Genomic DNA, 12,934 nt, shown 5'->3' with positions numbered 1-12,934 from the left:
AGCCCCTGCGCTAAACCGGCGGAGGCCTCGTGTAGCGCATCCCACGAAACCGAGCCCCATCTCGGTAGGGATGGTCGCGTCCCAGCGCCAATTGTGGTCCTGTTTACTGTATCACCGCTGTGCCAGAGGTGTATCATGTACAGTCGAGATCCGAGCCCCCCGCGGCGGGGGCCCGGCGATGCATCTGCGCGCTTCAGCCGCCCCAGAACACGAAGACAGAGACGGCGTAAGCGCTCGCGACTCCTGGCAGGACCCCGGCGTCTCCACCCCACTGGATGCCATTGGGGAGCCGGGGATTAGTATTATCGATAAAGCCACTGTATCCGTTCTTGCTGATTGTCCAGGCGAAAATGTAGGCGTTTTGCCCCAGAGCCTGGTCGAGCAGACTGATGATCCCGAAGTAGAACCCATTCGTATCCGATGCCTCTGTCGCTGCTCGATACAAGATCCAGTAGAGATCATCTCCCGCAAACGCACCGGATCTCCCCGCTGCGACGACTTGCTCGAGCGTCCTGGTCTTGACCGCTTCCGTGATGGAGGTTTGGGCTTTCATCGGCGTATTCATGATGACTCTCCTTGCGACGCGCGTCGCGTTCTGTCGTCTAGCAAAGCAACAACGATGCCTGCCGCCCTTCTACGGTTCGGCGCATCTTTTTTTGAGAAGACCCTTCCAAGCGGATTCAGCCGTCGGACGAGGGGAGCGGCGTGGTGCCGTAACGGTGCATCTCACCTCGGACACGGTGAACGACAGGCTCGGCCGGAGGGCGGGGTCCCGTTCGCCGGGAGCGCATCCGCCTCAGGAGATGGCTCTGGCGCCGTCGCGGGAGGCGCTTCGGCTGTATCGTCGCCGCGCAGGCGAGAAGGGCGCCTTCATCCGGGAGCGCTGCCCCACGCCACGAAGCAATAGACGCCGTAATTGCTCACGGACCCTGGCAGACTCCCGGTATCTCCCGACCAGGAGGCGCTGCTATCGAGCCTGGGGTTTTTCTTGTAGAGCACTCCGTTTTGCCCCCCCTGGCTGACGGCGAGGGTGAGAATGTAGGCGCCTGACCCCAGTTTCTGGTCGAGGAGACTCGTGACGTTGTTGTTGAACCCGTCCAAACTACTCGACTCTTGCGCGGCTCGATACAGCAAGTAGTAGAGATCGTCGTTCGAAAGCAAAACAGTTCCCGGGGTATTCTTGTCGGATCCCATGATGACTCTCCTGCGACCTGTATCGCGTTCTGTGGTCCCACAGGAGCAACAGTCATGCCAGCATCCATGCCTACGGCTCGATGCGGCTTCGTGGAGGGTAGCTCAATCCTTCCGAGCGGATTCGGCCGCCTCGCCTGACGCCAGCAGCGGACGGGCGAGCAAGGTCGCGCCGACAGTAGCAGGCCGCATGGCTGAGGCTTCCGGGTTGGCAGGCGTCTCCGGGAGCCTGCGTCTTTGGGAGAGGCGGCGCTTCCTCAAGGGACGCAGCCTCTGAGCGGGTGTCGACGCTCGATCACGTAAAGGCGACGTTCGCGGCGTTCTACCCGAACTGCCGCGGCGTCTTCGGGCTCCACGACGAGGATCAGGGCCTCCTCGACGCCATCGCCGGCGTCACGTACGACGTCCTCGGCTGGTATGCCGACCCCACGCAGGACTGCATCGCGACGTTCCTCGGCAGCTACGCCACGCCGCCGGAGCAGGTCCTCGCCGATTTCGCGGAGCGCGTAGGTAAAAGAAGCCGCATCGCAGCGCGAGGCAGTGTAGCGCAGCAAACCGAAAGGGTGGGACCGCGGGCGTCGTGATGGCTCGGTCCTGGGTCGAAAGAGCGTGGTCCGGGCGGCGCCGAGCGCGCTACGGGGCGCATCGACGTGCCGTGGGCACACGTGTCCGTCCGGGCGTTGGTCTGGCCCGGGAGGCGCGTCGCGAGACGCTATGCGGCGTTACCGGGCACCTTGCGGCGCAGAACGGTGCTCTTCCAGTACGGCGGCCGCCGCGTCGGCGCTGGGAGAGCGAGCTGGGACGTCGGTCGGCTCGCCGAGCGCGGAGAGGAAGCGGGCGATGTTCCTTGGCTCGGTCACCATGGCGACGAGCTTCATCCGCCCCTTGCAAGCTGGGCACTCGAGGACATCGATCGCAAATGTGCGGCGCAAGATCTCGGCGCGGTTTGTCGACCGCTCGATAGCCGCCACGCTTGCGTTTCGGAGCGGCGTCATCGTCCGCCTTCGTAGGCTCTTGTGGCTTCGCAGGGCGCGGTCCGATGCGTTTGCGCGCCAACGTGGGCGACTTGCCGAGGCGAGCACGCCAGCGTACTTGACGGTGTGAAAGCTCGGCGGCGGGACGCTGGCCGCGAGGCGGCACAGGAGCGAGAGCGGATCCATGTCCACCGCGACAGTCCCGTCAGCGAAGGCGCGCTTGAGCGAGAGCCGCACCAGGCCGTCCTGCTGCGGCTCGACGCGCTCCTTTGCGATCGGGGGTCGCAGCACGTAACGCAGCAGCGCCTCCCTCGCCGCGGCATGGTGCGCACCGGCGCGCGTCGCTGCGTGCAAGGTGAAGCCGTCGAGCGCAGCGCACAGCGGCTTGTCGTACGCGAGCGCGCTCGGAGAAGACGGCGAGAGCCCGCGGAGCCATTGCGGGGCGACGACGTATGGCGCGGCTCTCGTCCCGAGACGGCGGAGGCACAGAGCGCTGCCTCGGGCTCGTCGTCCTCCTCGACGTCGTGCTCGATGTCGAGATGCCCGTGCCGCCGGAGCTAATGGAGCATCCGCCCGACGGCGTGCTCTATGACCTGACCGACCTCGCGCGTTCGCAGGTGACCGAGTTCGTTCCACACGAGCTCGGTGCCGTCTTCGTGATAAGCCCCGTCGAGGAAGACCACGTGCAGATGCGGATTGAGCCGCATGTCGCCGGACGTGCGTTGCACGACGGTCACCGCGCCGCACGCGCCTCGGCGCGCGGCGCCACCGGCAGCCCGAGCAGCCGTCCGATCGCCTCGTGAACGACCCGGGCCGCCACCTCATCCCCGAGGGCGACGGCGCGGCATAGGGTGCTGGCGAGCGAGGCGACCACCGCAGCCCGACGCGACGGATCGCTCACGGCGAGCTCCCCAAGCCCGGGGCTTGGCCGCTGGGCCCGGGTTGGGTCCACGCCCTCCGAACGGGTGCGATCCGTCGTCACGCCCTCCGGAAATCCCCGGGGATGCGACGGATCGCGACGGTTCGCCCCCACGGAATCGTCCCGCCAGGAATCCCGGTGCACCCCATGGGTCGCCTGCTTGGCGGCCTCTCGCACGCGACCTCGCCGCGCGTCGATTTGGCCAGGCTCCTTCGCCGGACGTGCGGCATCGACGTGCTCGCATGCGCGGTCGGCCATCGTGCTCGGGCTCTCTACCCGCTGCGCGCTCACCGCGGTTGAGGAGGACCTTCGCCATCGAGCTCGACGATGGCGGCCGGACCGACCAGCGCGAGCGCCACGCGCGGCGCGGGGGGCATCGCCGGACTCGCCCGAGCCGCGCGAGAGGAAACGGGCACCGGAACGATTGACGCAGGAAAGAAGGGCCGATTAAATTCAGCGCCAATGAAGGGCCTGGGGGGCTTCGGGCGCGCCTCGCGAGCGATGCAGCGGCGCTCCGCACAGAGAGCTGCCGGGCACGCCCTGCTCGGCCTCATCTGGGTTGCCGGCTGCGGGGCCGGCGCAGCCGTGATCCCAGGACGCGTACTGCCGGAAAATGCAGCCGATCTCCTTCGCGCAGCGCCGGGCACCTACCAGCCGTCGCCCGCGCAGATGCAAGGATTCTCGGGCGGCGACGAGCTAGGCCAGATCCTCGAGGGCGCGGGGCCGCCTGCGGCGCACGGCAGACTGCGGCATGACCTGGCGCTCGACTGCCTCGCTGGCGCCACGGCCGAGGTGTACATCGAGGCGAACCGAGGACCGGTCAAATCGCTGAGACAGTGGCTCGCCTGGAAGTGCGGCGTGGCCTCCGCCATGCTCACATGGCGGGTCGACGCAGCGCGCGGGCGCGACAAGAGCGGGCGCCTCGATCGACGGCTCGCCGCGTTCGCGCGCCGGTTATGGGCGCTGAATCCAGCGGATACCGCCTACGGTGTCGCGCGGAGGACCCGGGGGCAATGGGGAGTCCAGGGCGTCGTGCTCGACAGTGGCGGGGTCGTGTTGGCCCCGACGCCGAAGCGTTTCTCCCCCGGAGACACCCTGGCGCTCGACCTGCGCGCCCCTCCCGGCCTGGTCGATCCCGCGTTCTACATCGGCGCGGAGGGGGGCAAGGTGACAAGACAGCGCGTCACGCCCGGGCCGGACGGGAAGATCACGTTGCGTCACAAGCTGCCCATGAAGCCCGGACGCTACTTCGTCGAGCTGAACGCGATTCAGGTCACGAGATCCGACGTGGCTCCCGACGAGCTCTGGCACCGGCCAGTCTTGCTGTTTCCCGTCCATGTCGGGGTCGCCGAGCCGGCGGCGCCCGACAGCTTCATCCTGAACCCATCGCCCAATCCGCCGGACCGCGCGGCCTGGGCGGATGCGATCGTGGCCGCGTACAACGCGGAGCGGCGTCGGTTCGGCCTCGCGCCGCTCACTCTGGACCCGGCGGTGGGGGCGATCGCGGCGAGGCGGAGCGAGTCGACCGCGCGCGCGGACGAGGTTCTGCCGCCAGACGATACCCTCGCTGCACAGCTGAAGGCGAACGGGGTATTGCCAAGGCAAACCTGGCAGTTCACGGGGAGCGCTGAGTTCATCTCCGAGCACGTGGCCGTGATGCTTCAGAACCCTTCGTCGAGGTATGCTCTCCTTTCTCCCGGGGCGACCCGGATCGGGATCGGCATCACCGCCGGCGCTCCTCCTCCTGCCGAGGATCCATCTTCCGAGGAGCCATCAGGCGAGGTGCCCAGCTGGTATGTCGAGCTGGTCGTGAACGAGAGACCGGCGCAACCAGGTGAAGCGCGGCCAGCGCAACCAGGTGAATCGGCGCGACCGGCTCAATAAGCCCAACCGGCTCAGCCGGCCCAGAACGCCCCTGTTCGGCAGCCGCTGGCCGAAAGCAGCCAGCGGATGGCTCGCGCGTCTCACCCGCGACCGATGCACGCGTCAGGCCAGGGAGGAGAGTGCGCTCCGCTGGCTACGCAGGCGCACCCTCGAGCCCAGGCGCCGGCCGCAGGACGTAGGCGGGGACCACCACCCGTTGGCGTGCGCCTACGATCGCCTCCGCGGCTGCGCCGCGGCAGAGATCGCGCCGCTCGGACGAAAGGGCGATGAGCAGATGCTGTTCGAGAGGATCGCAGCGGGCTCAGAGATCGAGCAAGCTCACGGGTTCGCGTAGAAGTAGTAGGCCGCGCTGTAATCGACGCGCGCCTCGGCGCCGTCGTGCGCTTTGTCGCAGCCGTCCGCCGGAGCCTTGCCACCCACGGTCTGAACGCGCTGAATCCACGCGACGTGGCTGAGCACGCCTTGCCCCTCGGTCGATTTGATCTCCAGGAGCAGCCAGGGGATCGCGGTGGCGTCGGGAGCATCGACCTTGGCCTTCATGGCGCCGACGACCTTGCTGCCGTCTGCCGCTTCCCACGTCGGGCCGCCGTAGTGCTTGCCCAGCGTTTTTCCTGCCTCGTCCGACAGCGTCGCGTCCGGGGCCTTGAGCGTCCATTCGAATTTCGCCTTGGGCTCCTTCTTCTTGCCGCACACGTAGATCTGTGCGCCCTTGGCGTTCGCCTTCAATACGAGGTTGGCCGTGCTCGGCGCTTTGATGGCATCGGGTGTTTCGGGGGGCGCCAGCTTGGGGACGCTCGCAGGCGCCGCAGGCTCGGTCGCGGGCGTCGCTTGCACAGGCGCCGGTGCCGACGGCGGGGGCGCGACGGGCGCGGGAGCTTCGGCGCTCGCAGGCGGCTCGCTCGGCGGCGGGCTCGAGGGGCTCGGCGTCGACCCCGCGCAACCAAAACCAATGAAGATGAACCCAATCGCATAACGCGCATTCATGATGAATTCCTCTCTGATCGCAGCGGCACGGGGGTCAGGAAATCCAAACGCGATCCGAAAGTCAATCTCCTCGTAGTGGCCGTCCCACCGCACAGCCGCTCTGAAGGGCGGCCGTCCTCCGCGCTGGTAAGCGGCTCCGACGCCAGCGGCGGACGCGTGGTGACCGAGAGGCGGGCAACCTGGGGTAAGCCCGGGGTGCGGATGGGGACGCTCCGTCCGCTCGCGGCGCCCTCGTCAGCCGGAGTGGGCAGGTGAAGCGCATCCACTGAGCGAAATCGTCAACGGCGACGGGCACCATCACCTGCAGGGGTAAAATGTAAAATCAACCAGGCCGGCGGCCCTGCTCGTGAGGGCCGGCGCGGGCGGGGCGCGGGCAGGCGCGGGCAGGCGCGGGCGAGGCAGGCGCGGGCAGGCGCGGGCGAGGACTGACAGCCGACCGAGGTGCGGCGGAGGTGGCAGGAACACGATCTCGCCGGTGGCCGCGACGCTTGACGACGGGGGGCCGGACTCGATGTAGCGCGCATGGGGCGACCATCCACCGGGCGACGTCCGCAGTTCCCTTCCACGGTGCCACGACCGGTCCGGGCGCGCGCCGGGCGCACACCGACCGAGCAGACTCCGTTGGCGGTGCGGACCTTCGGCGTCGGCGTCGACGAGGCGACAAGAGCGCACGTGCGCCAGAGCCTCGGGGCCAAGCTCGGGCGGTTCGCGCGTAGCATCGAGCGGCTCACGGTGCGCTTCACGGACGTGAACGGGCCACGCGGCGGCGTCGACGTCGCGTGCGACGTGAAGGTCGTCCTGAGCGGGCACCCCAGCGTCGTCTACCAGATGCGAGGCCACGAGCCGCGCGAGACGATCGACAGAGCCATCCCGGGGATCGTACGGGCAGTGCAGAGCGCCCTCGAGCGCGCGCCGCGCGCCGCACCACGCGCGCCGGCGCGCGGCACGAAGCGCACGGCCCGAGCGGCGAAGCGCAGCGCCGCGGCTCCGGCGCGGCTCGGCCATCCGTCGCCCGAGGGCAGCTTCATCGGGCGGCGCGTGGGGCGCAGCGAGGAGAACCTCGAGAGCGCGCTGGAGCGGCCGGAGAAGTCGCGGCGTGACTTTCCGGTCGACACGGCCGCTCCGGGGCGGAGCGCGACCGACCGAAAGGCGGGCGGCGGCTCGACGGCGCGGCGTAACACGATGCGGAGGGCACGGAAGGCCACCGCGACGCTGGAAGACTCGGCGCAGGACCGCCCGTCGCGCAAGTCGACGCGCAAGAGCGCCAATCGCGCGAAGCAGGGCTCGAAGCTCCAGCGACGCCAGGTCCGGCAGGCGGCCACTCCGAGCGCCAGGGCCGCGAAGGCCACCGCCCGCTGATCCGGCGGTGCGCTCCTGGCCGCCCTCGGCCGTGACGCCTCCTACGAGCGCCAGGCACAATGTTCCCGCCGGCGCGCTGGCACGGACGATGCTCGAAGCGGACATGGTCCCGGCCACCTCGTCCGCGCGCGGCGGGCGACCGACGGGACACGCATGCTCCACGAACCAGAGGAGTGTCCATGGTCGGTCCGCTCGGAGAGTCCCCGAAGCCGCTGCGCTTCGCGCCCGTCGACGTTGCCACCGTGCGGGAGAACCGCGGTTGGTTCCTCGCGATCGGCGTGGCCTCGATGGTGCTCGGGGTGCTCGCGTTCCTCCTGCCCTTCGTCGCCCCTCGGGCCACCGCCATCGCCCTCGGCTGGTTGATCGTGCTCGCCGGCGTGGTCGAGGGCAGCCACGCCATCCAGAGCCGCGGCTGGGCCGGCGCCGGCGGGGAGTTCGTGAGCGCCCTCGTGCAGGTGGCGTTCGGGCTTCTCCTTGTGCTCTCCCCGATGACCGGCAAACTCGCGCTGATGGTGATCGCAGCGGCGTACTTCGTCGCCGAGGGCGCGCTCAAGCTCATCCGCGCCTATCAGCACCGCGGGCTGCGGGGCTCGGGGTGGCTCGTGTTCGACGGCGTCCTGTCGCTGGCGCTCGGGATTCTGATCCTCACGGGCGGCGTCACCACCGCCGTGAGGGTGCTCGGCTTGCTCGTCGGAATCAGCCTCCTGACGGGCGGCATGTCGATGATCCTGATCGCGCTGGGCGCCGCTCGCGTGCTCCACACGCGAGCGTGACGGAGACGGGGATCATCGGACGCCGGTTCGAGGGCGATCCCCTCTAGGGCAGATTGGCAGAAGAGATGTTCCAGGTCCTGTCGCTGCAGAAGCGGCAGTTCGCGCCGACGAGCATGCCCTTGCCGGTGGCCGATTCGTCGCCCTTGAGCCACCAGTTGAGCCACGCCAGGCTGACCTGCGTGAACTCGCCGCCGTTCCGGGCCCACAGATCGCCCCCGTGGTCCGCGCCGACCTTGGCGAACATCATGACCGGGATATCCCCCTGGGCGGCGATGTTCTCGAAGTCTCTCGCGCCGTTCTCGTTCGCGCCCAGGCTATCCGCGGTGCCGGTGACGATCAATACGGGGGTGTGAATCGAGTTGTAGAAGGCCTGATTCACCGAGAAAGAGCCGCTGCTCGTGTGTCCCCATGTCGTCATTCTGGGATCTGCGGCGGTCCCCGCCGCCATCAAGCCGCCGCAGGAGAAGCCGTTCGCGGCGACCTTCTTGGTGTCGATCTTGTGGTAGTAGGCGCTGCAAGGCTTGTCGTTCTCGGCGATCACCCAGTCGACGTAGGCGAGCAGCACGTCACCTCCGCCCCCGAGCTCGCGGTTGGGCTCCTTGCCCCCCGGTGTCCCGTCCGCCACCACGAAGTAGCCATGCGAGGCGATCTCGGCCATGGCCGCTTCCGTCGCGAGCCCGTCTCGCGAACATGCGCCCTCCCCCCAGACGTAGATCGGATACTTGGCGTCCCCGTCGAGATCCGCCGGACGAAAGATGGTGCCCTGGTTGATGCCCGGGTCTGAATTCGTCTCGACGACCACCTTATGAGGGCCGCTCCCCGACACGTTTCGACCAGCCGATTTTGACGCGGTGCACGTGCCTGTAAAGGCGCCGCCGCTGCCGTCGCCCGAGCCTCCGTTCCCGCCCGTCATGTCCCCGCCGCCCGCAGGCGCGCCGCCCGAGCCGGCGGGCTCAGCCCCTCCGGCGGTGCTTTGTGAGCCGCCCGGGCCCGTGGGCAGAGGCCCTCCGGTGGTGCTCGCCTGCTCGCCGCCGGAGCCGCTCACGCTCCCTCCCGCCCCCGCCGTGGCTCCGCCGCTCCCACCAAGGTTGCCGTCGTCATTCGAACCGCTGCAGGCGCCGACGATCATGCCCAGCGCGGCGCAGGTGAAAGCCCAACTCAATTTGTTCTTCATAGCGACACCGTATTGGCTCGAACGACGGGGCACACGGTCACGGTCGTCAGGCGCCTCACGGACCCTGGCGGCACACCGTCGATCGCCGAAGCAAAAGGATAACCCCTCACACGCCAGTGTGAGCGTTCACATTTTGGATGTCAATTCCAATCGACCGGCCTTCGGCTGTCGTCGATCTCTGTTGACATCCACAAAGGCGCTTGGACTTCTTATCCGCTCAAGGATCGCGGCCAGCGTTGAGCCACCGCAGCTTGTCGGGATTGGCCATCGCCCGGATGGCGCGCACCACGCCGCCGTCGATCTCGAGCGTGATGACGACGCGGATCGCTGCGTCCGTGCGGCCGCGCAAGAGGAGCGCCGGCTCACCGTTGATGTCGCCGATCGCCGCGTCGAAGGGGCCGGCCGGGAGCCGCGGCGCCGAGGCGACGAAGCCCGCCACCGCCTCGCGGCCGCGCAACGGCGCCAGCACGGCGCCGGGAAATCGCCCGCCGCTGTCGGCGTCGAGCACGACGTCCTCGGCGAGCAGGTCGACCAGCCCGCGCAGGTCGCCCGAGCCCACGCTGCGGGCGAAGCGCGCGACGAGCTCGCGGTGGGCCTCGGGGGTGGGCGGAAACCGCGGCCGCTGCCGTTCGAGGTGCTCGCGGGCACGAGACCCGAGCTGGCGGCAGGCGGCGGGCGTGCGCTCGACTACCCGCCCGATCTCGGCGTAGTCGTAATCGAACAGCTCGTGCAGGACGAAGACCGCGCGCTCGAGCGGCGAGAGCTGCTCCAGCACCACCAGGAACGCCACCGACACCGACTGCCAGCGGGCCAAGGGGGACGAGGCGTCGAGCGCGTCGGCGTCGCTCCAGATCGGCTCGGGCAGCCAGCTGCCGACGTAGGTCTCGCGCCGGCGTCGCGCCGAGTCCAACAGGTTGAGGGACAGCCGCGTGACGATGGTGCCGAGCAGGGCCTTCGGCGACTCGACCTCGGCCTCGGGCACGGCCAGGTAGCGGATGTAGGCCTCCTGCACCACGTCCTCGGCGTCGGCCGCGCTGCCGAGCATGCGGTAGGCGATCGCGAACAGGAAGCGGCGGTGGAGCTCGACGTCGGGTTTCATGGTTCTTGGCTTGCCTCGATCATGGACAGCGCGGCCGGCGCCGATGTGACATCGGCCCGGATGTCACACGACGACCCGCTGCGCGGTCTTGCGGGCCACCATGCGCAATCTCACCTTGTTCGTTCTCGCCCCGCTGCTGTCGGCCTGCAACGGCTCCTCGTCGCCGTCGGGCTTCGAGGGCACCTGGAACTACGACCTGCCCGACCGCGCCAGCGGCACCAACCTGGCTCACCTGTCCTGTCCGGCCCAGGGCGACGCCCCGGCGGTGGAGCTCGATATCCCGCAGATCGGCAACCTGGTGCTGGCCCGTGACGGCGACCAGACGCTCGCCGGCCGCACCGATCAGGGTTGCTCGTGGAGCTTCCACGAGGCCGACGACGAGCACGCGAGCTTCGCATCCGCGGAGGCGACCTGCCATAACCCGGTCATCGGATCGAGCTACACCATCACCGGCTGGACACTGGCCCGCGACGGCGTCGGCGCCGCCGAGGTCGTCGACGCCATCAGCCACCGCCCCGGCGGCGCCGACTGCGACTTCGTGCTCGCCGCCGGCAAGCGCACCTGGGTCGACCCCGATGCCGACGACGATCCCGCCGCCGCGTTCGCCGGTTCGTGGTCCTACGTCCCGCCCGATCCGGCCACCCGCACCAACGTCGCCACCGTCGCCTGCGCCGACGCCGAGGGCGACCCGCTGCCGCCGAGCTACGAGCCCCAGCTCGGCAGCATCGCGATCGAGCGCACCGGGCCGCACACCGCTGCCGCCACCGACGGCGACGGCTGCACCTGGACCTTCGCGGTCCACGGCAACACCGCTCTGCTCGACCCCCCGGCGCAGCGCTGCGGCCCGCTCACGCTTCATCACTGGGCCCTGGCCGGCGACGGCAGCCGCGCCTTCGAGGTCCGCAGCGGCGAGCGCGCCGGCTGCCGCGTCCTCCTGACCATCGGCGAGCGCACGCGCCCGTAAGAGCTCATGCGGCCTAGGGGCGGGGGTCGTCGCCGACAACCCGAACGAGGTCGGGCGGCGCACCGCTCACCGCGCTCGACAAGTTCACCAGCGCGGTGTCGAGCGCGGGTGAGCTCACAGGAGCTCTTTGGGGAGCTCGCTCCCGCTCATCACCTGCCGCACCTCGATGGCCATGTTGAGCGGCTCGCCGCCGAGCCCGGGCGCGGCGGACGCCTGCGCGGCGAGCTCGTAGGCGCGCTCGGGGCTCCCGACGTCCACCATCCAGAAGCCGGCGAGGAACTCCTTGGTCTCGGGGAACACGCCGTCGGTGATGGGCTTGCCGTCCTTGCCGGCGCGCACGAGCCTGGCCTGATCGGGCGCGGTCAGCGCTTCGATCCCCACGAGCTCGCCCGACTCGCGGAGCTTCTGGTTGAAGCTGTTCAGGAACGCGAGGTGCGCCTGCAGGTCCTTCGGCGGCCAGCTCATCAACTCGTAGGGATCTCTGGTCGGCACGTGCATCATCAGGACGTATTTCATCGTCAGCTCCCTTTCAGCGGGCGCCCCTCGCATCGGGCGCGCGTTCACAGAGGAGTCGGAGCCCAGGCGGCGTTCTCGACATCGCGGAGCGACGATACTCTTCAGTGGAGAAGTCCACGCACAATCAAGGGTGCCCAGCCCGCGGCGCCGTCGTCTTGGCTCACGCCGCCGCGCGGACCGGCGGCAGGCGGAACGCGGCCCCCTCGGAGCGGCTGCGCCGGCGGAACGCGCCCGGCGCCTCGCCCGTGTGCCGCTTGAACGCGCGGCTGAACGCGAACTCCGAGTCGTACCCGACCTCGGCCGCCACGGCGGCCACGGAGCCGTCGCCCTCGGCGAGCAGCTCGGCGGCCCGCTGCATGCGGAGCTCGGCGAGGTAGCGGAGCGGCGGGACCCCCAGCTCGGCGAGGAACCGCCGCGCCAGCGCGGCGCGGGAGAGGCCCGCCGCCTTCGCGAGCGCCTCGACCCCCCAGCGCTCGGCCGGCTTCTCCTGCATGAGCCGGAGCACGCGCGCGACGCGACGGTCGAAGGCGCGCGCGCCGCGCCGGTCGAGCGCGCGCGACGCGCGCCCTTCGCGCGCATGCTCGTGGCAGTGCAGCGCGTAGGCGAGCAGCGGCTCGAGGAGCGAGCGCGCCAGCTGGGCCTGCCCCGGGGAAGCATCCGCGAGCGCGGCGCGCAGCAGGCCCACGACCGCGGAGAGCCCCCGCGCGCGCCGCACCTCGCCGGCAGGCAGGTGGACCACGGGCGCGAGCGAGGCGAGCGCCCCGCCGGGCGCGGCGGCGTAGGTCGCCGAGATCAGCTCCGCGTCGGCGGGAGCGCGCCCGGGCGGCGGCGCGACGCAGCGGAGGCTCTGCTCGCGGGGCCCCGCGCCGCGCGGGCCGAACCCGAGGAGCACGACGTCGCCGGCGTCGAGCTCCAGCGCGCACACGCCGTCCTCCGAGAGGCGAAAGGCGCCCTGAACGACGACGTGGAGGCTCGGCGGATCGCCCGCGCTCGCGCGCCAGGGCGCGCCTGGATGGCCGTGATGCCGGGAGACCACCACGCCGCGGGGAAGCAGCCGCTCCATCTCGTCCGCCATGCCCCATGGTTGCCCGCGCCGA

Annotated in this window: 15 protein-coding genes; 5 read left to right on the top strand and 10 right to left on the bottom strand. The window is 69.9% G+C overall.

Annotation, left to right across the window (positions count from 1 at the left end):
- Positions 1 to 193: 193 nt before the first annotated feature.
- Both POL72_RS44750 and POL72_RS44745 read right to left on the bottom strand, forming a co-directional pair.
- The gene (locus tag POL72_RS44750; RefSeq protein ID WP_272103037.1) at positions 194 to 565 is read right to left on the bottom strand and encodes a hypothetical protein; all 372 of its coding nucleotides are present in this window, start codon (positions 563 to 565) and stop codon (positions 194 to 196) included.
- Positions 566 to 870: 305 nt separating this feature from the next.
- Complete coding sequence (locus POL72_RS44745) at positions 871 to 1,194, bottom strand: hypothetical protein (RefSeq protein WP_272103036.1); 324 nt, start codon at positions 1,192 to 1,194, stop codon at positions 871 to 873.
- 278 nt (positions 1,195 to 1,472) lie between these two features.
- Here POL72_RS44745 and POL72_RS44740 point away from each other — a divergent pair, with 278 nt between their 5' ends.
- Positions 1,473 to 1,775 carry a hypothetical protein gene (locus tag POL72_RS44740; protein WP_272103035.1) on the top strand — a complete coding sequence of 101 codons (303 nt, stop codon included), beginning with the start codon at positions 1,473 to 1,475 and terminating at the stop codon, positions 1,773 to 1,775.
- Positions 1,776 to 1,913: 138 nt separating this feature from the next.
- Here the strand turns inward: POL72_RS44740 and POL72_RS44735 are convergent, their stop codons facing one another.
- From POL72_RS44735 to POL72_RS52050, 3 genes are all read right to left on the bottom strand, one after another.
- Positions 1,914 to 2,546, bottom strand: coding sequence for a transposase (locus tag POL72_RS44735; protein WP_373372330.1), 633 nt, complete (start codon positions 2,544 to 2,546; stop codon positions 1,914 to 1,916).
- Between the two features lie 176 nt (positions 2,547 to 2,722).
- The gene (locus POL72_RS52055) at positions 2,723 to 2,872 is read right to left on the bottom strand and encodes a hypothetical protein (RefSeq protein WP_373372329.1); all 150 of its coding nucleotides are present in this window, start codon (positions 2,870 to 2,872) and stop codon (positions 2,723 to 2,725) included.
- Positions 2,873 to 2,898: 26 nt separating this feature from the next.
- A complete protein-coding gene (locus tag POL72_RS52050) occupies positions 2,899 to 3,066 on the bottom strand; it encodes a hypothetical protein (RefSeq protein ID WP_373372321.1) in 168 nt (55 codons plus the stop codon).
- Positions 3,067 to 3,411: 345 nt separating this feature from the next.
- Here POL72_RS52050 and POL72_RS44725 point away from each other — a divergent pair, with 345 nt between their 5' ends.
- Positions 3,412 to 4,968, top strand: a complete 1,557-nt coding sequence (locus POL72_RS44725) for a CAP domain-containing protein (RefSeq protein ID WP_272103033.1) — start codon at positions 3,412 to 3,414, stop codon at positions 4,966 to 4,968.
- Positions 4,969 to 5,286: 318 nt separating this feature from the next.
- Here the strand turns inward: POL72_RS44725 and POL72_RS44720 are convergent, their stop codons facing one another.
- A complete protein-coding gene (locus tag POL72_RS44720) occupies positions 5,287 to 6,045 on the bottom strand; it encodes a DUF3455 domain-containing protein (protein ID WP_272103032.1) in 759 nt (252 codons plus the stop codon).
- Positions 6,046 to 6,573: 528 nt separating this feature from the next.
- On the opposite strand from POL72_RS44720, the gene POL72_RS44715 reads away from it, so the two are divergent.
- On the top strand, positions 6,574 to 7,311 hold the full coding sequence (locus POL72_RS44715; RefSeq protein WP_272103031.1) for a hypothetical protein: 738 nt from the start codon (positions 6,574 to 6,576) through the stop codon (positions 7,309 to 7,311).
- A gap of 179 nt (positions 7,312 to 7,490) precedes the next feature.
- Positions 7,491 to 8,084 carry an HdeD family acid-resistance protein gene (locus POL72_RS44710; protein ID WP_272103030.1) on the top strand — a complete coding sequence of 198 codons (594 nt, stop codon included), beginning with the start codon at positions 7,491 to 7,493 and terminating at the stop codon, positions 8,082 to 8,084.
- Between the two features lie 43 nt (positions 8,085 to 8,127).
- On the opposite strand, the gene POL72_RS44705 is transcribed toward POL72_RS44710, so the two are convergent.
- Positions 8,128 to 9,258: an alpha/beta hydrolase family protein gene (locus POL72_RS44705; protein ID WP_272103029.1), complete on the bottom strand. Its 1,131-nt coding sequence runs from the start codon at positions 9,256 to 9,258 to the stop codon at positions 8,128 to 8,130.
- Between the two features lie 217 nt (positions 9,259 to 9,475).
- On the bottom strand, positions 9,476 to 10,357 hold the full coding sequence (gene sigJ / locus POL72_RS44700; protein ID WP_272103028.1) for an RNA polymerase sigma factor SigJ: 882 nt from the start codon (positions 10,355 to 10,357) through the stop codon (positions 9,476 to 9,478).
- A 100-nt stretch (positions 10,358 to 10,457) separates the two neighbouring features.
- On the opposite strand from sigJ, the gene POL72_RS44695 reads away from it, so the two are divergent.
- Positions 10,458 to 11,321, top strand: a complete 864-nt coding sequence (locus POL72_RS44695) for a hypothetical protein (RefSeq protein WP_272103027.1) — start codon at positions 10,458 to 10,460, stop codon at positions 11,319 to 11,321.
- Positions 11,322 to 11,435: 114 nt separating this feature from the next.
- Here the strand turns inward: POL72_RS44695 and POL72_RS44690 are convergent, their stop codons facing one another.
- Together POL72_RS44690 and POL72_RS44685 are read right to left on the bottom strand one after the other, a co-directional pair.
- Complete coding sequence (locus POL72_RS44690) at positions 11,436 to 11,837, bottom strand: YciI family protein (RefSeq protein ID WP_272103026.1); 402 nt, start codon at positions 11,835 to 11,837, stop codon at positions 11,436 to 11,438.
- A gap of 160 nt (positions 11,838 to 11,997) precedes the next feature.
- Entirely contained in the window at positions 11,998 to 12,912 is a 915-nt protein-coding gene (locus tag POL72_RS44685) for an AraC family transcriptional regulator (RefSeq protein ID WP_272103025.1), read from the bottom strand.
- Positions 12,913 to 12,934: the final 22 nt, after the last annotated feature.

It is taken from the genome of Sorangium aterium (assembly GCF_028368935.1).
Classification (GTDB): Bacteria; Myxococcota_A; Polyangia; order Polyangiales; family Polyangiaceae; genus Sorangium; species Sorangium atrum.
This window is presented reverse-complemented; position numbering and strand designations above follow the sequence as displayed.

Bases quoted from the DNA above. Each gene is read 5' to 3' on its own strand.
- POL72_RS44750 (WP_272103037.1), bottom strand. From the start codon at position 565: ATGAATACGCCGATGAAAGCCCAAACCTCCATCACGGAAGCGGTCAAG.
- POL72_RS44745 (WP_272103036.1), bottom strand. From the start codon at position 1,194: ATGGGATCCGACAAGAATACCCCGGGAACTGTTTTGCTTTCGAACGAC.
- POL72_RS52055 (WP_373372329.1), bottom strand. From the start codon at position 2,872: ATGCGGCTCAATCCGCATCTGCACGTGGTCTTCCTCGACGGGGCTTAT.
- POL72_RS44725 (WP_272103033.1), top strand. From the start codon at position 3,412: ATGGCGGCCGGACCGACCAGCGCGAGCGCCACGCGCGGCGCGGGGGGC.
- POL72_RS44710 (WP_272103030.1), top strand. From the start codon at position 7,491: ATGGTCGGTCCGCTCGGAGAGTCCCCGAAGCCGCTGCGCTTCGCGCCC.
- POL72_RS44705 (WP_272103029.1), bottom strand. From the start codon at position 9,258: ATGAAGAACAAATTGAGTTGGGCTTTCACCTGCGCCGCGCTGGGCATG.
- sigJ (WP_272103028.1), bottom strand. From the start codon at position 10,357: ATGAAACCCGACGTCGAGCTCCACCGCCGCTTCCTGTTCGCGATCGCC.
- POL72_RS44695 (WP_272103027.1), top strand. From the start codon at position 10,458: ATGCGCAATCTCACCTTGTTCGTTCTCGCCCCGCTGCTGTCGGCCTGC.
- POL72_RS44690 (WP_272103026.1), bottom strand. From the start codon at position 11,837: ATGAAATACGTCCTGATGATGCACGTGCCGACCAGAGATCCCTACGAG.
- POL72_RS44685 (WP_272103025.1), bottom strand. From the start codon at position 12,912: ATGGCGGACGAGATGGAGCGGCTGCTTCCCCGCGGCGTGGTGGTCTCC.